Annotated in this window: 22 protein-coding genes and 1 pseudogene; 5 read left to right on the top strand and 18 right to left on the bottom strand. The window is 47.8% G+C overall.

Annotation, left to right across the window (positions count from 1 at the left end; genetic code table 11):
* Positions 1-103: 103 nt before the first annotated feature.
* Positions 104-1,039 carry a single-stranded-DNA-specific exonuclease RecJ gene (locus AF_RS01475; RefSeq protein ID WP_048064207.1) on the bottom strand — a complete coding sequence of 312 codons (936 nt, stop codon included), beginning with the start codon at positions 1,037-1,039 and terminating at the stop codon, positions 104-106.
* A 287-nt stretch (positions 1,040-1,326) separates the two neighbouring features.
* On the opposite strand from AF_RS01475, the gene AF_RS12550 reads away from it, so the two are divergent.
* A complete protein-coding gene (locus AF_RS12550; protein ID WP_231487566.1) occupies positions 1,327-1,497 on the top strand; it encodes a hypothetical protein in 171 nt (56 codons plus the stop codon).
* A 213-nt stretch (positions 1,498-1,710) separates the two neighbouring features.
* Here the strand turns inward: AF_RS12550 and AF_RS01465 are convergent, their stop codons facing one another.
* From AF_RS01465 to AF_RS01430, 8 genes and pseudogenes are all read right to left on the bottom strand, one after another.
* Complete coding sequence (locus tag AF_RS01465) at positions 1,711-2,442, bottom strand: ABC transporter ATP-binding protein (protein WP_010877801.1); 732 nt, start codon at positions 2,440-2,442, stop codon at positions 1,711-1,713.
* Positions 2,439-3,197: an ABC transporter permease gene (locus AF_RS01460; protein WP_010877800.1), complete on the bottom strand. Its 759-nt coding sequence runs from the start codon at positions 3,195-3,197 to the stop codon at positions 2,439-2,441. The genes AF_RS01465 and AF_RS01460 overlap by 4 nt, the downstream gene beginning before the upstream one ends.
* Positions 3,198-3,237: 40 nt before the next feature.
* Positions 3,238-3,757 (bottom strand): annotated as a pseudogene (gene cysC / locus AF_RS01455) (adenylyl-sulfate kinase).
* 410 nt (positions 3,758-4,167) lie between these two features.
* A complete protein-coding gene (locus AF_RS01450) occupies positions 4,168-5,121 on the bottom strand; it encodes an electron transfer flavoprotein subunit alpha/FixB family protein (RefSeq protein ID WP_010877798.1) in 954 nt (317 codons plus the stop codon).
* Positions 5,121-5,864: an electron transfer flavoprotein subunit beta/FixA family protein gene (locus AF_RS01445; protein ID WP_010877797.1), complete on the bottom strand. Its 744-nt coding sequence runs from the start codon at positions 5,862-5,864 to the stop codon at positions 5,121-5,123. The genes AF_RS01450 and AF_RS01445 overlap by 1 nt, the downstream gene beginning before the upstream one ends.
* Positions 5,865-5,939: 75 nt before the next feature.
* A complete protein-coding gene (locus tag AF_RS01440) occupies positions 5,940-7,916 on the bottom strand; it encodes a 3-hydroxyacyl-CoA dehydrogenase/enoyl-CoA hydratase family protein (RefSeq protein WP_010877796.1) in 1,977 nt (658 codons plus the stop codon).
* Between the two features lie 9 nt (positions 7,917-7,925).
* Positions 7,926-8,414: a Zn-ribbon domain-containing OB-fold protein gene (locus AF_RS01435; RefSeq protein ID WP_048064206.1), complete on the bottom strand. Its 489-nt coding sequence runs from the start codon at positions 8,412-8,414 to the stop codon at positions 7,926-7,928.
* Between the two features lie 5 nt (positions 8,415-8,419).
* Positions 8,420-9,607 carry a thiolase domain-containing protein gene (locus AF_RS01430; RefSeq protein WP_048064205.1) on the bottom strand — a complete coding sequence of 396 codons (1,188 nt, stop codon included), beginning with the start codon at positions 9,605-9,607 and terminating at the stop codon, positions 8,420-8,422.
* A gap of 171 nt (positions 9,608-9,778) precedes the next feature.
* Between AF_RS01430 and AF_RS01425 the strand changes: the two genes are divergently transcribed.
* Together AF_RS01425 and AF_RS01420 are read left to right on the top strand one after the other, a co-directional pair.
* Positions 9,779-10,120: a DUF555 domain-containing protein gene (locus AF_RS01425; protein ID WP_010877793.1), complete on the top strand. Its 342-nt coding sequence runs from the start codon at positions 9,779-9,781 to the stop codon at positions 10,118-10,120.
* Between the two features lie 66 nt (positions 10,121-10,186).
* Positions 10,187-10,486, top strand: a complete 300-nt coding sequence (locus AF_RS01420) for a hypothetical protein (protein ID WP_010877792.1) — start codon at positions 10,187-10,189, stop codon at positions 10,484-10,486.
* A 14-nt stretch (positions 10,487-10,500) separates the two neighbouring features.
* Here the strand turns inward: AF_RS01420 and AF_RS01415 are convergent, their stop codons facing one another.
* Entirely contained in the window at positions 10,501-10,716 is a 216-nt protein-coding gene (locus AF_RS01415; RefSeq protein WP_010877791.1) for a TRAM domain-containing protein, read from the bottom strand.
* A gap of 81 nt (positions 10,717-10,797) precedes the next feature.
* Positions 10,798-11,766 (bottom strand): ISNCY-like element ISA1214-1 family transposase, encoded by a 969-nt coding sequence (locus AF_RS01410; RefSeq protein ID WP_010877790.1) that lies wholly within the window; start codon positions 11,764-11,766, stop codon positions 10,798-10,800.
* Between the two features lie 51 nt (positions 11,767-11,817).
* Here AF_RS01410 and AF_RS01405 point away from each other — a divergent pair, with 51 nt between their 5' ends.
* Positions 11,818-11,976 carry a DUF2080 family transposase-associated protein gene (locus tag AF_RS01405; RefSeq protein WP_010878145.1) on the top strand — a complete coding sequence of 53 codons (159 nt, stop codon included), beginning with the start codon at positions 11,818-11,820 and terminating at the stop codon, positions 11,974-11,976.
* Here AF_RS01405 and AF_RS01400 read toward each other — a convergent pair.
* From AF_RS01400 to AF_RS01370, 7 genes are all read right to left on the bottom strand, one after another.
* On the bottom strand, positions 11,973-13,862 hold the full coding sequence (locus AF_RS01400) for a PAS domain S-box protein (protein WP_010877788.1): 1,890 nt from the start codon (positions 13,860-13,862) through the stop codon (positions 11,973-11,975). The two genes, AF_RS01405 and AF_RS01400, sit on opposite strands and share 4 nt — an antisense overlap.
* A gap of 75 nt (positions 13,863-13,937) precedes the next feature.
* A complete protein-coding gene (gene cobT, locus AF_RS01395; RefSeq protein WP_010877787.1) occupies positions 13,938-14,951 on the bottom strand; it encodes a nicotinate mononucleotide-dependent phosphoribosyltransferase CobT in 1,014 nt (337 codons plus the stop codon).
* Between the two features lie 53 nt (positions 14,952-15,004).
* Positions 15,005-17,908 (bottom strand): NosD domain-containing protein, encoded by a 2,904-nt coding sequence (locus AF_RS01390; protein ID WP_231487562.1) that lies wholly within the window; start codon positions 17,906-17,908, stop codon positions 15,005-15,007.
* 107 nt (positions 17,909-18,015) lie between these two features.
* Positions 18,016-19,080 (bottom strand): NAD(P)/FAD-dependent oxidoreductase, encoded by a 1,065-nt coding sequence (locus AF_RS01385; protein ID WP_010877785.1) that lies wholly within the window; start codon positions 19,078-19,080, stop codon positions 18,016-18,018.
* Complete coding sequence (locus tag AF_RS01380; RefSeq protein ID WP_048064609.1) at positions 19,077-19,355, bottom strand: (2Fe-2S)-binding protein; 279 nt, start codon at positions 19,353-19,355, stop codon at positions 19,077-19,079. Before AF_RS01380 ends, AF_RS01385 begins: the two co-directional genes overlap by 4 nt.
* Before the next feature lie 5 nt (positions 19,356-19,360).
* Complete coding sequence (locus AF_RS01375) at positions 19,361-19,846, bottom strand: 4Fe-4S dicluster domain-containing protein (RefSeq protein WP_048064203.1); 486 nt, start codon at positions 19,844-19,846, stop codon at positions 19,361-19,363.
* Positions 19,843-21,447, bottom strand: a complete 1,605-nt coding sequence (locus tag AF_RS01370; RefSeq protein ID WP_010877784.1) for an FAD-dependent oxidoreductase — start codon at positions 21,445-21,447, stop codon at positions 19,843-19,845. The genes AF_RS01375 and AF_RS01370 overlap by 4 nt, the downstream gene beginning before the upstream one ends.
* 137 nt (positions 21,448-21,584) lie before the next feature.
* Here AF_RS01370 and AF_RS01365 point away from each other — a divergent pair, with 137 nt between their 5' ends.
* Positions 21,585-22,016 (top strand): DUF1641 domain-containing protein, encoded by a 432-nt coding sequence (locus AF_RS01365; protein ID WP_010877783.1) that lies wholly within the window; start codon positions 21,585-21,587, stop codon positions 22,014-22,016.
* The last annotated feature ends 41 nt before the right edge of the window (positions 22,017-22,057 follow it).

The raw sequence follows: 22,057 nt of genomic DNA, 5'->3' as shown, positions 1-22,057 counted from the left end.
ATGGCATAAAAGTGGCTGAGATTTCTATAAGCAGACCCGGAGTCAAAAGTCTAAATTCGAAAACTTAGTTGAGCTAAGGTTAAAAACCAACCCTTCCCCTATTTCAACCTAAATGACCGTCAATAACCCCCAAAACCTCTTCAACTCTATCCCTCTCACAAACACAACCCAAAACCTCCTTTTTACCACCCGCATTGAAGTCCTTTTCCCTGAGTTTAGAAATGATTTTATGCATATTGACCTTTTCAGCGATATCAGGAGAGACTCTGAAGTACACTTGAGCTTTTTTGTGGAAGTTTCCGTTCACAGCTAATGCCCCATCATAGCCAAGCTCCCAGACAGCTTTTCTTGCAACTTTGGAGATTATGTTAAACGGGCTCTCAAAGGTTATGTATGCTATCCCATCCCTGACTTCCACGTTTGAAAGGGCATCCTGAATGGCATCCCCTACTGCTTTTGCCCTTTTAATCCAGGGTTTGTGGGTGAGGAGGTCCTTTTCTGAATTCTCCAATACAACCTTAACCGCCTGTTCAACGCCTTTTCTGTCCATCGCAATGTAATTCGAGTCTATCAGCTCAATCACTTTCAAAACCTCCTCTCGTGCTAAACCCTCTTTATTCAAAAGCTCCACAACTTTGGGTATCTTAAAGGCCTTCTCTCCAACATCTCCAACAGCACCAAGGGCTGTCCAGGTGTTCCACACATCAAAGTATTCAGAAACGACAAAAGACGCTGAAGGGCTCTCTTTACCTTCAAGAGAAGGGTTTATCTGCCTAACTCTTGGATTTTTTATTTTTGGCTGGATGTGGTGGTCTATGAAAACCGTCTCCTTCTCTATGCCCTCAACATCATACGGGAGATTTAAATCGAGTATGTAAACCCTCTCAGCATGTTCGATTGCTTTTCTAATCCTATCATCGAAGCGAAATTCCCCAATTGGCGGACTCATGTTCCTGAACTCGTCCAGCTCAAGGGCTTTGATTAGCAAAGCGGCTGAGGTTATTCCATCAGTGTCCCAGTGATGGATTATCAGATTCATACTAATCACTGCTTACTCTTGGATAATTAAAGATACTTGTCTCTTTCACCTTCTCATAATCCCTTAAGGGGCATTCCAATTTATAACATTGGCTAAATCTAAAGAAGCCTTATTGAGGTACGTCAACGGATTAAAGTTTGCCGAAACAGTTCAAGGAAAGCAGCATACTCCTTTATTCCAAAAATTGGAAAGTTGATATCTGTAAATATTATAGACAAAAAACCTTCGACAACATGAAAAAATGGAATTCTCTCTTATTGTTTCCATTGAAAAGGAGGGAATAAAGATTGGATGAACTAGAATTGAGAATCAGAAAAGCTGAGAAGCTTGTTCAGGACGCCAAAAAGGAGTTTACGAGAGGTGCTGCAGCACAGCATACTATGTTTCACGCCGCAAAGGATACGCTTCTCAGCTCTGGAAAGTCTTGTTTTGGGGGTGCAGAGAAGAGCTTGGATTAAGTAATGATTGTTCTAAGTTGAGGAGAGCTTAGGAGGAAGGTGACTACGGAATAAGATGCCGAAATTTTGTGCAGAAGGCAAGAAACGCTGTAAGCAAATGACTAGTTCTTTGAGGTTGCTGAGAGCGAAAACATTCCAGTTTTAGAACCAAGAGTTTTGAAATAGAATTTGTAGCCCTGAAAGGCAGTTTCGTTTAGTGCCAACTCAAAATTATCACTTAGCGTTCATCTTTTCATAAACCTTAACCACATCACTCGGTTCACCAATAGCCACCACACTCTTTTTCAGAAGCATCGCTTGGTGGCACCAGCCCTTTATCATGGAGGGAGAATGACTCACCAAAAGAATTGTGACACCATCTTCATTCATCTCTCTGAGCCTTTTGTAGCACTTTTTCTTGAAATTGACATCCCCCACAGCGAGCACCTCATCAACTATGAGAACGTCCGGATTAGTGTTGATAACGGTTGCGAATGCGAGTCTCGCTTTCATTCCCGAGGATAGATTCTTCAGCTTGGCATTCCTGAAATCTTCGAGTTCTGCGAACTCGATTATCTCCTCATATTTTCTCTCAATCTCTTGCCTCTTCAAGCCCATAATCGTTCCGTAGATGATTATGTTGTCCCTTACCGGAAGTTCAGGATTGAATCCGACTCCTAAACCCAAAATGGGAACGACTTTGCCGTTTACTTCAACACTTCCACTGTCCGGGTGCATTATACCTGCAATTATTGATAGAAGAGTCGTCTTCCCTCCCCCATTCGGGCCGATTATTCCAAAAATTTCTCCCTTCTCAACTTCAAAAGATACATCTTTCAATGCCCAGAACTCTCTGTACTTCAAGCCACCGGAGAAAGCTGACACAATTCTTTCAAAAAGTGTATCCGCCCTTTCAACAGGTATTCTGAATTTCTTCGAAACTCCCTCTACCTTAACAGCAGTCATAATCTTTCAACAAATCCTTTTTCCAGTTTTTTAAATATTGCGTGGCCGATAAGCAATATACCGAAGGTCACCAGCAGAACGTAAATCATATCAAACAAATCCGGGAGTTTTCCGTAAATCATAACATCCCTGTACGCGTTGAGCAACCTAACGAGGGGGTTGAGCATATAGTATGGCAGAAGATTCACGGGGATTATATCTATGGGATAAATTATGGGAAGCATGAAAAACATTAGCTGCGTAACAACACTCCAGATTTCTTTTAGGTCTCTGAAGTAAACTTCAATAGCTGAGAGCGATAAATTCAACCCAAATACTAGAAGAACGTATATTGGGTGGAGCAAGACAAGCAAGAAGAAGTAACTGATATCACCTCCAAAGTGTATTATACCCGGCAAAAGTATTACCATCTCGATAAAAGAGCTTAGTCCATAAGCCAGTGTCGTCGTCAAAGGCAAAATCTCCCTTGGAATGGTCGTTTTCGTAACCAGATGAGCTTTTCCAGTTACAGCATTAAGTCCGATGGATGTTCCCATGCTAAAATAGCGGTAAAAGAAAATACCGACAATCAGATACAATATTCTGTACTCTGTTCTGTGCAAAAGCTGACTGAATATAGCATACAAAACCAAAGCCATCAAAAAAGGAACCACAAGGCTCCAAGCAACACCAAAGACAGTTCCTCTATATCTCTGCTTGAATTCGTACTTCGTGAGGGTTAAAATTACATCCCTGTATTTCAGATAGCCAAACATCTCTGCCTCCCTTTCTACGAGTTGATAAAAAAGTTTCGAATTAGAGATAGCCCAATTCCATCAACTTCTTCAAGACTGCTTCTACTTCCTCCTCAACGGTCATTTTTGTCCGTATCAACCACAACTTCAGGATTCTCTGGCTCCTCATATTCACCATCCAAACCAGTCAACCCCTTTATCTCTCCTCTCAAAGCTTTGCTGTAAAGCCCTTTAGGGTCGCGTTTCATCCTAACTTCGAGAGGACATCTTGGATAAACCTCCACGAATTTTTCTATCTCCTTCCTTGCGTACTCTCTCCACGCCCTGTAAGGGGACACGACTGAAACTATCGTTATGATACCGTTTCTCGACAACCTTCTCGCCATCTCCACGACAACTCTATTGTGCATCCACCTCTCTTCCTCGCTAAAACCTAAGTTTGGGTATAGCTTTCTCCTGACGCCATCTCCGTCCAGCAACTCAACCCTGTACCCCATACTCTCCAGTTTTTTGTAAAGAGCATTAGCGAGCGTCGTCTTTCCCGCACCGCTAGGCCCGGTGATCCAGATAACAAAACTCAACTACATCACCTTCTTTCGATTACGCTCTTCTGGTTCCATAGAGTATTAAAAAATAACGTTATGAGATAATTCTCCATAGTGTTTGACTTCTAAAAACTTTTTATCTGTTATCATGACACCTCGGTTTCTTAGGAATGCATCCCCTATATTTTGGGAACTTCTAGTAGCTATCAACACTCCGCGTGTTACGTAGTCAGCAAGCTCTCAGCTTGCGACAGAGTGGGCGAACGCCAAATTGAGTCAATGGCAGCTAAAGAAACCTGAAATAAAGAGAGGTTTAAATGGGTGAGATGACAAAACCAGTTCCACAACTCTTAGAACGTCTGCAGCTGAGGTAAGACCATGGAGCTGCTTTACCACCAACGCAATGAATGACCAATAACGAACAATATAAAAAAGTTAAAATAAAATCAGCCCTTTATTTCCTTCAGCTTCTCGATGAGCTCGGGGACAACTTCGAAGAGGTCGGCAACAACACCGTAGTGAGCCACACCGAAGATCGGTGCTTCCGGATCCTTGTTGATGGCGATTATAAGCTCGCTGTCCTTCATACCCATGATGTGCTGGAATGCACCGCTGATACCGAGGGCCAGATAAAGCTTTGGCTTCACGACCTTTCCTGAGATACCGACCTGCCTGTCCTTCGGCAGCCATCCGTTGTCTATGACCGGCCTGCTTCCAGCCACCACACCACCAAGAAGCTCTGCAAGCTCCTCAGCCAGCTCGATGTTGGATGCATCCTCAATACCTCTGCCAACTGACACGATTATGTCGGCCTGCGTAATGTCAACCTCACCGACCTCTGGCTCGATGTAGGACACGAACTTCCTTCTCGATTCCTTGCTCGGCTTGATTCCGGCATCGACTATCTCTCCGCCTACCTCAGGCCCTTCCTTGAAAACTCCCTGTCTGATGGTGAGCACAGCGGGAGTTGACTTCAGCTTAAGGTCAACCATAAGCTTGCCCTGCATCAAGTATCTCGACACCTTAACTCCATCGCTAACGTCAACGGCAACAACGTCAGTTGCAATCGGAACGTTCATCTTAGCTGCGAGGTACGGTGCAAACTCCCCGCCCTGGGCGGTGTTGCCAATCAGTATCAAATCGGGCTTCTCTCTTTCGGCAAGCTGCAGCAGCACGTCAACGTAAAGGTCGGGCGTGTAGTTCTCAAGGCTGTCATCCTCCACCTTCCATACCTTGTCGGCGTACTTCGCAAGCTCCTCTGCGTACTTGCCCACATCCTTGCCGATCACCACAGCCTCAGCCGTGCCATCCCCCTTGATCTGGTTTGCAAGGTTTAGCAGTTCGATGCTGAGCGGATTGAGCTCCTCGAACCTGTATTCGGCAACGCAGAACACCTTCATTATATCAACCCCCTCTCCTTCAGTATCTGGATAATCTTCTCAGCTATCTGTGACGGATCACCCTCAATCATCTCTGCCTTCTTGACCGGCGGGAGATACATTTTCTCTATTTCGAGCGTTGAGATGCTTGGCGTAACGCTGACTTCCTTCATCTCCTTCGACTTGGCCCTCTTTATACCCATAATCGACACGTATCTTGGCTCGTTGATACCGCTCTGAATTGTGAGAACGCACGGAGTGGGAAGCTCCACTTCCTCAAGATAGCCTCCTTCAAGCTCTCTCCTTGCTATAACCTTTCCGTCCTCAACCTTAAGCTCAGCAACGGCGGTAGCAACCGGCAAATCCAGCATTGCAGCGAGCAGTACACCTACCTGTGCGTTGTTCAAGTCTTGGCTCATGAGCCCTGCAAAAATCATGTCGAACTGCTCGTCCTTTATTGCCTCCTTTATCACTTCAGCCGTCTGGTACGCGTCAAAGGACGTGTCAACGGGAATCTTTATTGCCCTGTCAGCACCCATGGCGAGGCATTTTCTCAGCGTGTCGTCGCAGTTCGTGCCTACACCTACCACCACAACCTCTCCGCCCTTTTCCTCTTTGATTCTTATGGCCTCCTCAACAGCATACCTGTCCCAGTCGTTGATGTCGTAAACCAATCCGCTCTGGCTTATGCTTTTGCCATCGCTGGCAACGCTAATCTCCGACTCCGGATCTGGAGCGTGCTTTGCGAGCACGATTATTTTCATTCAACCACCTCCGTGCCATGATGAGCAAACCGAAATAAAAAATTTCCTATTTTTAAAAATTTGAAAGGTGAATTTTTACTTTCCTTTGAACTCAGGCTTCCTCCTCTGGAAGAAGGCCGAAACACCCTCTACAACATCCTGAGTTGAGGTTGCAACAGCGAACATTCCGGCCTCGATCATCTGTCCAATCTCTGCTGGAAGCTCAGCTCCGAAGTTAATGGCGTACTTTGCCGCCCTCAGGCTGACTGGTGGGCCAGCTGCGAGCTCCTTTGCCAGGGCCATAACCTCCTCCTCGAACTTCTCCGGATCAACAGCCTTGTTGACAAGCCCAATTCTCTCTGCCTCATCGGCATCAATTCTCTTTGCGAGCATTATCATTTCCTTGGCCTTTGTAAGTCCAACCAGCTTTGGCAAGCGCTGCGTTCCGCCCCAGCCGGGGATGAGGGCGAGGCTGATCTCCGTGAGCCCAATCTTGGCACCTCTCTTCATTATTCTGAAATCACATGCCAAGGCAAGCTCGCACCCTCCACCAAAGGCGTATCCGTTTATAGCTGCAATGACCGGCTTCGGGAACCTCTCAATCTGCGTGAAGACCCACTGTCCCTTCGCCGCCACCATCATCGAGTTTGCCGGGGCCAAGAAGTCCGGCACCTGCATTGCGGTTTGCAAGTCAAAGCCTGCTGAGAAAGCCTTGTCTCCGGCTCCGGTAATTACAACAACTCTCACGTCGTCATCCTTCTCAAGCATTCTCAGAGCCTCGAAGATCTCATCGAGCGTGTCGAGGGAGAGGGCGTTCAGTCTCTGCGGGCGGTTTATTATGAGCTTTGCAATCTTGTTCTCGGTGTCCTTAACAATCTCGATGTTCTTGAAGGTCATCTCTCCCTTGCCATAGCTGTAAAAGCCCTCACCGCTCTTCTCTCCCAGCTTGCCCTCTGACACCATCTTCTTGAGGTGTTCTGAGGGCTTGAGAATCTCGAATCCCTTCTCCTTGTAAAGCTCCTCGACCTTTGCAAGGATTACATCCAGACCAATCTCATCGCCAAGCTCACATGGCCCTTTGGGCATGTTGGTTCCCAGCTTCATTGCAGTATCGATGTCCTTCGCATCTGCAACACCCATTGCAATTAGGTCTGCAGCTATGTTCACCATCGGAGCTATGAGTCTGATTGCGTCGTACTTCCCAGCAAGCTCCTGAGGAATCTTTGGCCTTCCAGCGCTCCAGTCATAGAATCCCTTGCCCGTCTTCATTCCAAGCTCGTTTGCCTTGAACTTCTCCTCAAGAAGCTTTGATTGCGGAACAATGTCCCACTGCTGGCTTGCGTGGTAGAGAATGTCCAGCCCGACGAAGTCTGAAAGCTCTATGGGCCCCATCGGGAAGCCGTACTTGTACATCATCGTCGCATCGATTTCCTCCTTTGTCGCAACTCCCTTCTCAACGTCGTCAATTGCAAGGACAAGGTAGGGCACCAGAATTCTGTTCACTATGAACCCAGCAACATCCTTCTTAACCACAACAGGAACCTTCCCAAGGCTTTTTACGAACTCGACGCCGAACTTGATCGTTTCATCGCTTGTCTTCTCTCCCTTAATGACCTCAACGAGAGCCATCACAGGCGGAGGGTTGAAGAAGTGCAGACCAAGGAACTTTTCCGGTCTGTCGGTAGCATTTCCAAGCTCTGTTATGCTCAAACCTGAGGTGTTGCTTGCAAAGATGCACTCAGGCTTGGCGTACTTCTGAACTTCAGCGAAAACTTGCTTTTTCAGATCCATTATCTCGGGCACCGCCTCGATGACCAGATCAGCGTCCTTAACAGCCTCTTCCATGTCGAGGGTGAAGTGAATTCTGCTGAGAATTTCCTTTGCCTTCTCTTCGGTCATTTTGCCCTTGCTCACAGCCTTCTGGAGGTTCTTCTCAATCGCTGCCTTCCCTCTGTCCAGAAACTCCTGCTTTATGTCTCTCACCCATACCTCATAGCCTGCGGTCGCACACACCTGGGCAATTCCGCTGCCCATTGCTCCAGCTCCAAGCACACAAACCTTCTTTACCTTCATACTCTCACCTCACGCCGGTGCAATTTCATACATCAGGTAGCCTTCCTTCCTCTTACCTACCTGAATCTTAACCCTCATTCCGGGCTTAGCCTGCTGGGGGTCACCCTTGTACCACGCAAGGATTCTCGGCCCATCGTCAAGCTTTGCTATTGCTACAGGGTAGGGGTCGTATGCGCTGAATGACGGCGGCCTTACGAAGACAACCGTCATTGTTTCAAGCGTTCCTTCATTCTTAAGCTCGACCCACTCTATGTCTGAATCAAAGCAGCTTGGACAGTCCTTCTGAGGTGGGAAGAAGAGTCTTCCGCACTTCTTGCACTTCGTTCCTAGCAGCTTGCCCTCCTTCAGCCCCTCGTAGAAGGGCTTGATGTTCTCAACGGAGATGATGTAGCTGAGCCTGAGCTCTCTCAAATCAACCCACTGAGCTGCACCGCTCTTTTCGTCAGTGATGATGGGAAGTCCCGTTTCCTCAATAACCTTCTTTATCTCCTCTTTCATCGATATCACCTCTTCTCAAGCCCGTAAATTGTCACGTAGCTGTAGTGCCCCGTTCCTCCAACATTGTGGGCAAGCCACCTTCCCTTGTTTATGTCAGCCTGCCTTCCCGGCTCTGCCTTCTGCAGCAGCTGCTTGTAAGCCTCCACTGCCTGACTTACACCAGTTGCTCCAATGGGGTGACCTTTGGCCTTTAAGCCACCATCAACGTTTACCGGAATCTTTCCTCCGATGTAGGTCTGCTCCTCTCTGATCAGCTTGTAGCCCTCTCCCCTCTTGCAGAATCTGAGGTCCTCGTAGGCAATAATCTCTGGAGCGGTGAAGCAGTCGTGGACGTTGGCACCGTCCAGATACTTAGTTGGGTCGTCGATGTCGATTCCGGCCATCTTGTAGGCCTGCTCGGCAGCGTAGGTTGCTGAGGCAAGGGAGCTGAATTCCTCCCTTCTGCTCAGGTTTGCAGTTCCAGTTCCAACACCCTGTCCGAGAATCCAGATTTTCTCATCTATTCCAAGCTCCTTTACCTTCTCCTCGCTCGCCAGAATAATGCAGGCTGAGCCATCGGTGATGGGTGAGCAGTCGAAGAGCTTGAAGGGCCAAGCAACGTATGGGCTTTTCATCACAGTCTCAACATCAATCTCCCTCTGGAACTGTGCGTAGGGGTTCTTAGCTCCATAGTAGTGGTTCTTTACTGCAACCTTTGCGTAGTCCTCTTCGGTAGCTCCGTACTTCATCATGTAAGCCGTGCCATGAAGGGCGTAGTAAGCTGGAAAGGTGAGGCCGAAGTTCTCGAACTCCCAGAAGTAGCTTCCGAACCTGCCGATTAGCTCAATTACGTTCGGATTGGGGGACTCCTGCATCTTCTCCACGCCGAGAACCAGAACGATGTCAGCCATTCCGGACTTCACAGCAGTGTAACCAACTCTCACTGCAGCACTCCCGCTGGCACATGCTGCTTCAACCCTCATTGAGCCCTTTGGGGCGAGGTCTGCATACTCCGCCATCAGCGCCGGAACAGCAGCCTCGCTGCTCCACATGCCTGCATTGCTCACGACAAAGAATTCTATGTCTTTTGGCTCAAGATTGGCTGACTCAAAAGCCGGTTTCATAGACTCCCAGCATAGCTCTGCAATGTTCACGTCCTTCCTTGTTCCAAACTTGGAATGTCCCACTCCTATAACAGCAACGTTCTCCGACATCACTTTTGCCTTTATTTACTCAACATAAAAGCCTTTCTTTATTTTGAGTGGTTTGAAGCCTATATATCCAAAAAATTTAAGTTTGCTCTGCCAATAGTCCAGAACGACCATTAAAGATTTTGCAGCAAACTATGCAACAGTTTTTAAAATCGGAGTACCACTACTGGGTGGATGCCCGATTACCTTGTCGTTCTGCAGGCTGCGTGGATTGTGAGAAAGGCGAGAAGTGTTGAGGACGCGATGAACATAGCGGTTGCCGAGGCGGGGAAGAAGCTCAACCCTGATTTGGACTTCGTGAAGATCGATGTGGGAGACACAGCCTGTCCAAAGTGCAACAGCCCGCTGAAGGCCGTGTTTATGGTTGCCGGTGTTGCGTTAGTGGGGCTAATCTTCGAGATGAAGGTTTTTAACGCAAAAAGCCCGGAGCATGCGGCCAAAATCGCCAAGTACGAGATCGGAAAGAGAATGCCGCGAATTCCGCTTGAGGTTATAGAGGTAGCGGAGATTGAATGACAGTGCTTTTGAAGAGCAAATCAATTGCTAACATAATTTTTATATACGTTACTTACTACCATTATTATGGTGTTCAGAAAATTGAAGGCTGAGGCGGAAATAGTACTTCGACACCTGGAAGTGCTCAAGACTGTGATGGAGAAGCAGCCGGTCGGGATATTTAAGTTGTCGGACATTCTCAACATGCCCAAGCACAGAATAAGGTATTCTCTGCGTGTGCTTGAGCAGTCCGGCATAATAGTCCCGACACAGTACGGAGCAATGGTGAGAGACGAGGGCTACGACAAAATCGAGGAAATGAAAGGAGAGTTAAAAGAAATAAAAGAGCTAATAAATAATATTGAAGAGCTTTTAAACAAGCTCTAAAATTTTTTATTTTTTCACTCAACAACTTCGGCAAAGCCGTACTTTCTCAGGACCTTTGTTATCCTGATGGTCACCACATCATCCACTTTGACTCCGGGCACGAAGACCACGAAGCCATCAACTTTCGCTATTCCGTCCCCTTCCGAACCTACTGCCTCAATTCTTACTTCCCTAATGTCTCCAACTTCCACAGGTGGCGCACGGCCAAATTCTCTACCAAATTCACTCAATTTCAACACCTCATTTCAAATTTCGTAAATGCTTGCGGCAGACTATTTATACTTTTCCCCCTTGAGGACTTTGGGACAAAATTACCTCACCACCCTAACAGCAAACACATTGTGCCACAGCCCAACAGCAAACAAAGCCATCTCTCTCCTGTCCTCCCTCCTCTGCCTTATCAACCATCCAAATCTCCTCTTATCAGCAGAAAATCCTGCCTCACTTAAGTTCCTCTTGAAGTACCTCTTCAGAAACCTATAAGGAGCTTCAACAATCCTCTCGATAACCCTCAACCAGTCAAATCCTATTCTGGCAAGATTTCGCTTTGGAATGACGTAGACAGCTGTCTCAGCATCAAACAGCCTCAGAGTCTTCCTACTGCTGTAATACTTATCCAGAGAAATCGAGTTTACCTTCACCCCCATGCTTTTGAGCATTCCTAAAGCCTTCTCAAAGGCATCTTTCTCAGATCTGTCAGAATAGCCAAAGCCAACGTACATTCCCGTATCGATGTCAATTATCCTGAAAACGTATCTGAAGTCTTTACCTTTCCTTTTAGGATTGCTTCTATAGTGCTTAGTGATGGTTAGGCTGTATCCTGTCCCATCTCCTGAAAAATCTCCTGAAACTCCTTCCTCTCTAAGCAGAAGGATGAAGAGGTTGTGTAAAGCCATTCTAACTTCTTCATCCGAGTATAATCTTTCTATCGTTTTGTAGCTAACCTTTATCCCGAATAAAGGTTCAAACAGCTCTAAAAGCTCCTCAATATCTCTGTTTGATTTGTCCATCAGCCTTGCAAACAGAAAGAGCATAACTCTCTTCTCCAGATCAACTTTCTTTGGTCTTCCCACCCTCTTTTGCACGGTTATCACAGAAATAGCCTCTCTAACGTATTCAGGGAGTTTTCTCAGCCTTTCCTTAACAACTTCTCTCTTCCTCTCCCATTCTGTGTACGGATACTTTTCCTTCTCCTCCTGTCTTATCTCCTCTGCAATTTCATCCAAAACATCCAGAAGTTCCCTTACAAACTTCCCTGTCACTCTGAATCCAAGGTTCATGTTCTGATTCCAACCAAAAAGTATTTAAGTATTTCTATGGATATACTTAACATGAGGAGGGTTGAAGTGAAGAAGGGAGATTTTGTTCTGAAAGAGGAGGTTGAGGTTGTTTTCGAGAAGAGAGTCACGCCTTTCGGTAATTCAGCAAAGGTTGATGTGCCCAAGAGGTATATTGGGTGGAGAGCGTATGTGATTGTTGTCAGGGATTAAAGGAATTTTGTCCCAAAACCCCCCTTGAGGATGAAGTACGTCAGAGTCTCCTGCAGCCTCAAATCATCCAAAATTCTGTTTATCCTCTCAATCTGGTTCTCAATTTCTCTAAACGCCCTCTCGTACCCTATGTCGTCCTTTATCTCGAGAAATCCGGAAATAATGGCTACTGGATTTCTCAACCTGTCAGCAAGCGACTCAAGCTGCTTCAGATTTTCAAGAAGGAGATTGAAGGCTATCTTCCTGTCCCTCTCTGCTCTGTAGGATGAGACGGCAAAGCCCAGGTTTATGCCCAGCTCCTCGATTATGGTCATTTCATCCTCCGCCAGGCTGCCCACATTGCAAAGAACCAGAACTCCAAAAACGTTCCCGTTATGCCTGATTGGAACGGCCAGGCTCTTAGCTTTGCTTAAAGGGCAATGGCAATCTTCAAACCTCAAAACTCCGTCCTTGGTTTTTTCAGCAAGATGACACTCTGGAGCTAGAGGTGTAGCCTTAATTAACCTGTTTCCGTCCAGAATCCAAGTCCATGAGTCCGTGTCCCTGATTTTTGAGAAAAATCTGCAAACCTTCTGCAGCAAAGCGTACTCGTCCCTTTCCTTCAAAATGAGCTCGTTTATTTCACCGATTATCCTTAGTAGCTGATTTTTCTTTTTCAGCTCCTCCTCGGTTGTCACCCTGTCCGTAATGTCCCTTATAACACCTTCAGCCCCAGCAACCTCACCATTTTTAAACACAGGCCACTCGACGACCTCAACAAACCTTACCCCACCATCTCTGCTCTTAGCCCTAAAGCTGAACTTCACGCTCTCCCCTCTAAGCACCTTCCCAAAGTTCTCCCTCAGAATCTCCAAGTCGTCCTCGTGGGCAATAATTCTCGAAGTCCGCCCCAGCAAGTCCTCCTTCGCATACCCCAGGATCTCTGCGTATCTTGGGTTAACGTCGATAAACCTGCCGTATCTGTCGAGAATGAAGAACATGTCCTTTGACCTTCTGAAAAATCTCTCGTACATTTTGAGCTTTTCCTGATTTTTCATTTCATCAGTTCTGTCTATAAGCATCCCCATCACAGCGGGCCTTCCTCTGAAAATCACCCTCGCTGCTATAGCATCAACGTAAAGTAACCTGCCGTCCCTGGCAACGAGTCTGAACCTGTAGGGAACCTCAACGTGCTCACCCGCAAGCCTTCTGACGTAGTTGTCGATAACCTGCTCTTTGTCATCTGGATGCACTAAGTCAAAGGGATTCATCCGGTATAGCTCCTCAATTGAGTACCCAAGCCCCGTTGCCATCTCGTTAACGAAGGCGAACTTTCCGTCCTGAATGATGTAAACGACTACGAATGCTTTACTTGTCAGCGTTAAAAACAGGTTTTCAAACTCTCTGTCCCTCGTAGCATCTCTGAGTGTGCACAAAATTGCTTCCTTACCGTTATAGTAGCCCTTTGAAGCCATGATTTCTAACTTCCTCTCCTCTCCCAGCTCCGAGGTGATTGCCACCTCATCTCTCACAACACCTTCACCAATTTTTTCATTCAGAGAGCGAATGAAGTTTGAGAACCGCTCAGAATAGTAATTCTCCCCTAACAATTCTCTGAACATGTTGTTTGAGTATACAATTTCACCATCACGGACAACCGCCAAACCGATAGGAAGGTAGTCCAGGCAGCTTTCGTCCTGCTCCGGAATCAACACGCATACTTGGCCGTCATCAAAATCAACCTTGGCCATTTTGAAGCTCATTCCGTTATACCTTGCAACTGGAGATGCGGTGCCATTCTCAACAGTAAAAACCTCGTGAAAGTACTTTCCTTTGAGACCCGGTAAACCAGTTACATCGATAATTTTTCCCCTCTGGTTTAGTTTTAGGAGAATAAATTGCGACATTATTTTAATGTTTGATATTAGCTCCTATTTAAATTTTTTGGTTAATAATCAGTATAATTGCGAAAAAATGAAATGTCAAAGTACAATCCTTTCGTAGTCTTTTTCCACCTCCTCCAAAAACTTTTCAGGAGTTATGCCACGTGCATAAGCCACAGATGTCATCCCGCCAGCTCCAACTCCCTCCTTAACAAAGCCCTCCTCGTAAGCCCTCAGCCCCGGATATCGTGACTTACCGAGCATGGGGTCAGAAGCTATGACGGGGAAGGGGGAGAGGGAGAGGTCTGCTGTGGCGTCGCTGGCAACATATTTTGTGGTGGCTATCACAGCCTCCACTTCTCCCATTCTGGCTATGAGGTTGGCTATAGCCACCATCTGGGTCCCTCCCGCCAAGATTACTGGCTTTTCTGATCCGAGAGCAATTCCTGCGACACCAACCATTACCGGGTCGCCGACGGCTGAGAGAACTTCAATGGGGTCATTGCTTTCAACCCTCTCCACAGCCCTCTCAACAACCTTCCTCTTCAGCTCAACCGGGTTTTCAGGCATGCTGGATGAGACAGCTGCGTTAAGGCCGAGAGCCTTTAAAACTGCCGCAGCAGTTGTCGTTCCTGCGGGAATGCTCTCTCCAATAATCAGAACATCCGAAAGCTTTGAAAGCTGCCTTCCTACAATTTTGGCCCTCTCCAACACCTCCTCAACCTTCTCTCTGTCCATTGCTCTGCTTTCAGCGATGTTCTCCCCCACTGGAGCGTTGAGGTCGATGTAGGGGATTTTTGGCGGAACCATCAGGCCGGAGTTTACAACGAAGAGTGGGATGGAGGTAAGGCGTAAGGCGGTGTAGGTTATCAGGGCTGGAGTTGGCTTTCCGTCTGGCGTTGCGGGTACACCATCAATGGAGAGGCATTTCCCGTGGTAGAGTAACTCCGCATCTGCGGGGGGAGTGTACTTTATCAGCTCTGGATTTGCCCCGGCAACCGTTATCCCCTCAATGTTTGCAGTCTTTGTGTTTCCAATAACGAGCACGAATGCTGCCCTGCCCTTTGCCAGCTCAAGGTTATCGCTCTCTCCTTTAACGAACTTCAGAGTCATAGTCCAACTTTAAAAAATAGGGAAAAAGAGTTTTTGATTGTGTTACAATCGTATTACTTCCTTCTCAGGAGGTAGCCCACACCGAGTAGCCCGGCTACAGCAATGAGAGCTTCAAAGCCCGGCGTAGCTGAGACTTCCCCACCTCCTTTCTCCGTGGTGGCTGGAACCTCGGTAACCTCCTCTGGATTTATCGTTGTGGTGTAAGAAGGTTGTACCTTGCTGACCTTCTCACAGCAAACCTTGAATCTGGCTGAATTATCTCCGGTGATATCTGTCAAAACCAAACTCGGCTGGGAAATGCTGTCTCCAACTGAGAGCTGGTGAGTGGCTATCAGATTGCCTCCCGAATCATAAACGGATATTTCAACGCTCTGGTTTGCGTAATTCACGCTGTTCAGAGTTAAGGTGTACTCTCCGCACTGATACTTTTCCCTTATTTTGGCATCAACCTCTGTCCATGTTTCACATGCGACCTTCTCACAGCACACCGTAAACAATGCCGAGTTATCTCCCGTAATCTGGCTCAGAGTAATCTTTATGCTCCCTTCCACGGCTGTATCTCCCACTCCAAGCGTGTGGGTTGACAGAATATTTCCGCTCTGGTCTATTATCGATATCGTGACCTTCTGATCAGCATAATTGAGCCCAGTCATGGTGAAGTAGTAATCTCCACACGGATACTTTTGCCCTATTACAGCCCTCATGTCCTTCTCTTCACATTCTATAGGTAGTTCCTCACAGCAAATCTTGAATTTAGCGGAATTGTCTCCGGTGATATCAGTCAAAACCAAACTCGGCTGGGAAATGCTGTCTCCAACTGAGAGCTGATGAATTCCCAAAAGGTTTCCTGAGGAGTCGTATACTGCAACCTTCACCGCCTGAGTTGGGTAGTCGACGTTGTCCAGCACAATCGTATAATCTCCGCACTGATATTTCTCGCCTATCTTCAGCTCGACTTCCCTCCAGTTTTCACATGCTACTGCTTCTTCACAGCAAACTTCAAGTACGACTGTGTTTTCTGACATCTCCTTTAGCGTAAGGGTCAAACCTCCCACAACCAGACTCTGACCGAGGTTCACGGAGTAGCTTCCGACAAGGTTGCCGTTCTCGTAAACCGTTACTGTAGCGTAGCCGTTTGTGGAGACCTTTTCTATCGATATCACATAGTCTCCGCACTGGTACTTCTCACCAACCTGAAGCTTTACCGTCTGCGGTCTTTCACATGGTTTTTCAACCACCTCGGTTGGACAGAACCACCCTATTGCGAGGAATCCTGAAACTACTCTGTGTTCATCTTCAACGCTGGCAGTAATCACGTGCTGTCCAGCAATAACGTTAGTTTCGTATTTTCTTAGCTGCGTGAAACCCTTGTAAACTTTGTAGGAATCCACAAGGTTTCCGTCGAGGTATAGGTCGAGACCGTCGTCTGCTGTGTAGTAGAGAGTAATATTTCCGTTTGCTGGAGCAGTAAACTTTAGCGTGGCTTTAAAGTCTCCGTATCCCTGCGGGTAATTGTGGTTCTGGTTGGTGTAGGGCGTAATCCAGTTTGCAATGGAGTCGATTTCTGGACCCGAATACCACCCCGGATACGGTGGGACGACGTAAGCCGTCATCCCCTCAACCTCCCAGTCCACCGGGTCATTCACAGAATCTTCTGCAGCACCGTATAAGTCCGGAATGAAGTTTCCGGTTGTGCCGGTGCTGAGGTCGATTATCCCCTCACACTCCGGAACCTCAATACCTTTCGTTGCCTGCTGGCTGCAGTCTATGACAAAAAACTTGCCTCCGTAAGCGTAATCACGCTGGTTGATTTCCTGAATGTATATCTGGTACGTTCCTGGGGACAAAGTTGCAGGAATGGTCCATGTGTACTGCCCTGAATTGTGTATTCCGGAAGCTATCGGCGTCATTGCCAGACTGAGAGTATCCACCAAGGAAAGGTCAACCCTCCAATCCTCATCTCCTCCAGTCCACTCAATGACTATCTCATCTCCAGCGCAGAAGCTCTCTCCCTCTGCAGGCTTAACAACAACGAGCTTTTCAGGCTTTAATTCCGGAGTAACGTCAGGTCCTGCTGCTGTGATGTATGTAAGAGGATACTTGTCGACGAGGTAGCCAGCGTTGAACGGCTGGTCGCACAGCCCATCAACGTCTGCATCAACACACAGGTCGCTGTATCCGTTGCCAGAGGGCGTGCTGTAGAAGTTACCACCGAAGTATGGGCCACCAATTATGTTGGTCCCGGGTGTTTTCTGAGTAAACAGATTGACGTTTTCCAGATCTCCGGGGTCGGTTGCGGGATTCGCTGCAAGTCCGCCTATGTTCTGGTGGTTTTTAAGGTAATTGTCGTAAATATAAACATTTTTCAAACCAATGTAGGGCCAGTCCCCGTAGAAAACCTTGTATTTTGCTGTGTAGATTCCAATGTTGCAGCCTGTAACTCTGTTGTGGGCTATATCGGATGCGAAGCTGTTGGCAATCTTTATTCCGACATCTGCATTCCTGACAACATTTTCATAAACCAGTGCGTTGTCTGAGAACTCCACGTGAATCCCTATGGAGGCCGAGTTTAAAATCTCAGATTTTGTTACCGCGACTCCCTGTGCCCCTCTTATGTGTATTCCTACGTCAAAACCCTCTACTACCACGTTCTGTATGGACACGTTTTTAATGACGTTTGTGTAGTTGTAAACCGGGTCATTATACACAGTCTGGCTCACAACGAATATCCCATCTCCGGTTGTCCCCGAAATCTTGTGACCCTTTCCGTCAAATGTCACATGGTCAGAGGTTATCACAATACACGTTCCCGATGCTGTTATGTCGCTGGCAAGCTCGTAGTAGCCCGGACTCTGAATTTGAGTGCAGCCAGTTATGGTAGCTGCGTTTACTGTTTGCAGCAGTGCAAGCAGAAGCAGAGCGGCAGTTAATCCTCTAAACAGTCCGAAATTTCCCAAACTTTCACCTCCAATTTAACTGATTAATTACAAAAGCACATTCCTAATACTTAATAATTCCCTGCTTTTGAAAAATAGTAAAAACCTCTAAAACTACCTATGAAAAATTAAGGTTTAAAGGGCTCAACAATCGAGCTTCTTCCCTTCACTATCAGCTCCGCCACACCCTCTCCTGCAGCCAAGGCGAGGGACATGCCGTGCCTGCCAAAGCCGTTGAGCTGGATGAATCCCCTGACTTTCGTCTGGCCGATTACAGGCATTCCGTTCCTGCCTGCATCGTATAGCCCTGCCCACTGCCTCAGCACTGCCATACCCCTCAGCTTGGGCACAAGCTCAGTAACCCTCTTTGCGTAGGTCGTGAGAAAGTCGAGGGAGGCTTTGGTTTCAAGCCTGTCCGTCTCGCTGCCAAGAATCCCTCCAACGATTTCTCCTCTCATGGACTGGCTGAAGTAAACGCCTGTTGAGATATCCATAATGTAGGGGTCAAGGTAGGGCTTCAGGCTTTCAGTTACGCATATCTCCTCCCTGAAAACCTTGTTGTTCAGCTCCACCCCTGCCTGCTGGCTGATTTCATTGCTCCATGCCCCTGCAGCGTTGATGATGTAGTCAACCTTGTAGCTCTCCCCGCTGGCTTTCACAGTTAGATCGTTGCCCTTCACCTCAACACTTGCCGGGGTGTAGTCGTAAATCTCCACTCCAAGCTCCCTGCAGCCCTTTGCCAGCCCCCATACAACGGGCCATGGAAAAACAACTCCACCATCGGCGAAGTAGCTTGCAGCGGTGAAGGCGGAGGTGTTTATGTCGGGGAACAGCTCCTTAACGAACTCAGGCTCGACCATCTTCACCTTAACTCCGGCTTTTCTCTGGAACTCAACCTCTTCCCTGAGCTTCGCCTCCTCACCCTTGCCCGCAATCTTGACGTAGCCGTCCCTTCTCAGCAGAAAGTTGAACCCGACCTCTGACTGAAGTTCATCGTAGAGTTCAAGCGTTCTCTTTGCCAGCTTTATCATAGCTTCATTTGTGAACTGGGCAGTCAAACCGCCTGAGTTCCTTCCGCTCGCACCGTAAAGCAGATACTTCTGCTCGAAAACCTTCACGTCAGCCCCAGCCTTTGCCAGAAAGTACGCTGCAGAAAGCCCCGCAACTCCTCCACCGATAACAGCGACCTTCATTCTTTATCACCCTTCCCTGCAGCGAGTATGTAAAGCGGGACCGGATTCACGGGCTGCCTCTGCGTTGTTACGCCAATCTCATCAACGCTCTTGCCAGTCTTCTGGCTGAGTATTCTTAGGATGTGCATCAGACAGCTCTTACCCTGACATGGGCCAGTCGTTGCTCCGGTAAACCTCTTGAGGCTCTCAAGGTCGTCGTAGCCAAGCTCGATGGCGTGGATTATCTCCTCCTCGGTCAGATCCTCACACCTGCAAACAACCTTCCTGTCCTTCACGCTTATCACCCCACTGGCCTTACAGCCCTGACTTCGAAAATCAGCTCTGCAGGCACCTCCACTCTGACGAGAGAGGTGTTGTCGTTCCTCTCTGGCGGCAGAACCCAGTTAACCACTCCCTCACCGATTTCCTCACCTTTCCTGTTGTACAGCTTCACCCTGTCTCCCTTCTTCAGCCACGGCAGGAACTCGTATTGCAGCGTCACCTCTCCCTTGCCGTCGTCTCTCAGTCTAAGCATGAAGATTGCGAGGCCCGGACAAACGCGAATGCACTTCATGCATCCCGTGCACTTCTCGTAGTCAACCTTTGGCGGGTCGTTGATGTTTTTCATCTCAATGGCGTTTGCGGGACAGGATTCGAAGCAGGGGCTGCATGGGATGGGCTGGGGGCACTCGATGTAGGCTACTGCCTTCTTCTTCAACCTCTCCTCGCTTGGAAAGGGCGGGAGCTCATCCCTCTCAAGGTATCCTCTTTCCAGATACTGGGTCATAGCATCACCTCGCTCTCAAGTGTGCACTTCTCCAATCCGCAGACTATTCTCTCTCCGAAGGGCCCAGCTCTGAACTCCTCTATTTCCTTAACCGCCTCGTCCAGCTCCTTCTTCGCCTCCTCACCACCATAGCCCAGCGTAACTGCGGCATGAATTCCCGCTATCCTGCCCTCCATGATTGCTGCTGTTGCTTCCTCAATCCCCGCAACGTCTCCTGCAACGTAAAGCCCCTTAACACTCGTTTCGTTGAATCTCGTTCTGAGCGGGACGATTCCTCCAAGCTCTGGCACGAACTTCATCTCGCAGCCCGCCTGATAGAGCAGTTCGTGTGTGGGGGATAAGCCGACGGCAACGCAGATGAAGTCGCACTTGATTTCCTTCTCGGTGCCGGGAATTGGCTGCCACCTGTCGTCGAGCTGGGCAATCACAGCCCCCTCAACGCTCTTCCTTCCTATGGCTTTAAGTATGGTGTGTCTCACGTAAATTGGCACTCCGAGCCTTCTCACCTTTGCTGCATGGACGAAGTAGCCTCCAATGCGGGGCATCGCCTCAACAATGGCCGCAACATTCACTCCAGCCTGCATTAGCTGGTAGGTGAGGATAAGCCCTACATTACCTGACCCAACAATCAGCCCCATGTTGCCCGGCTTTATTCCGTAAACGTTCATCAGCGTCTGCACACCGCCAGCACCGTAAACTCCCGGCAGGTCATTGTTCTCAAAGATCAGCGTCCTCTCGTAAGCTCCCGTAGCTACAACAATCTTCTTGGCCTTTATTCTCAAAAGCTTTCCCTCATCATCGTTTAACCTCTGATAAGCCCCCGCCTCACCGTTGTAGATTCCGAAAACCCTCGTTTCCCTTCTCACCTCAACATTCTCTATGCTGTTGAGCTCCTCCTCCAGAATTCCGGCAATTTTTATCCCTCTCGTCCCTGCCCTCTCCTTGGCAGAGCCGAAGAAGCGGTGCGTCTGCTTTACCAGCTGCCCGCCGAGGAAGGGATTCTCGTCAACAAGCAGAACCTTTGCCCCATACTTCCCAGCGTTTATTGCTGCCGACATTCCTCCCGGACCTCCCCCGATAACCAGCACATCAGTTTCAATCTCCTCAAGCTCCGCTCTTCCCTGAAATACAGCCTTTGGCGGGTTGCCGAAGCCCGTAAACTTCCTCATTCTCTTGACCATGAACTCCCTTGCTTTCTTGCTGGTAGTGAACTTGGTGTAGTGGCTGCCGTGGGGGAAGACTTTGTCAATCACATCATCGAGAATGGAGAAAACATCTTTCTCAGCATCAGGCATCCCGCTCTGCGTTCTGACCTGCATCCCGTCCCTGACGTAAACCTTGCAGGTTCTGACGTTCGGGATGCCGTCAACCTCCATCATGCATGCTGAGCACTTGCCTATGGCGCAGAAGAATCCCCTCGGGCGGTGCCATCTGAAGGATCGGCTGAAAACTCTGACTCCGGCAGCGTAAAGTGCAGCAGCAACTGTCTCCCCCTCATATGCCTTTACGGGCTTGCCATTGAGGTAAATTGTGACCTCTTTTCCTCTTTTAAAATCGACAATAGGATGCTCTTGCAGTCTGCCAAACTCGGTTCTGACCATCCTTTCACCTCTGCAACAAGTATTTTAAAATCGTGAATTAGAATGCTTATTTAAACTTTCCTAAGTTTTTTATCTAAATTATTTGTTATTAATAACCAAAAGCAAAAATTTAAATTTATAGTGGAAGCTGAGCGATTATGATTGCCGATTATGAGAGTAAGGCTGCTGACGTTTTGATGAGGTTGATGGAGAAACTTGCCGAGGATGGAGATGCTATAATAAGCGCAATGGACAAGCTGATTTACCTCGAAAACAGCGGTGTTCTTGACGAGCTTGTGGAGATGTCCGGGGCTGTTTTAGCCATTAGAAAACTTCCCGAAGAGTTTCTCGATGAAGATGTGCAGGAAGTGGTGACGAAGAACCTCGAAATGCTGCTAACCGTTGCCCTTTCAGTGGATGAGGGGATGATAAAAAGGGTTGAGAAGCTTGTTGAAGCATTTAAGAAGGCTAAGAACTTCGAGCCGGTTGGAGTGACAGGGGCTCTGAAGTCTCTCAGAGACCCGGACGTGCAAAACGCCTTGGGCTTCCTGCTTGCATTTGCCAAAAATCTAGGTCAAAGTATCAAATAACCATTAAAAAATTTTTTAAATACCAACTAGTTTCTTTGCAG

Origin of the sequence: Archaeoglobus fulgidus DSM 4304 (genome assembly GCF_000008665.1) — an archaeon.
Classification (GTDB): Archaea; Halobacteriota; Archaeoglobi; order Archaeoglobales; family Archaeoglobaceae; genus Archaeoglobus; species Archaeoglobus fulgidus.
The sequence above is the reverse complement of the archived record's forward strand: the minus strand, read 5'-3'. Positions and strand labels throughout refer to the sequence as shown.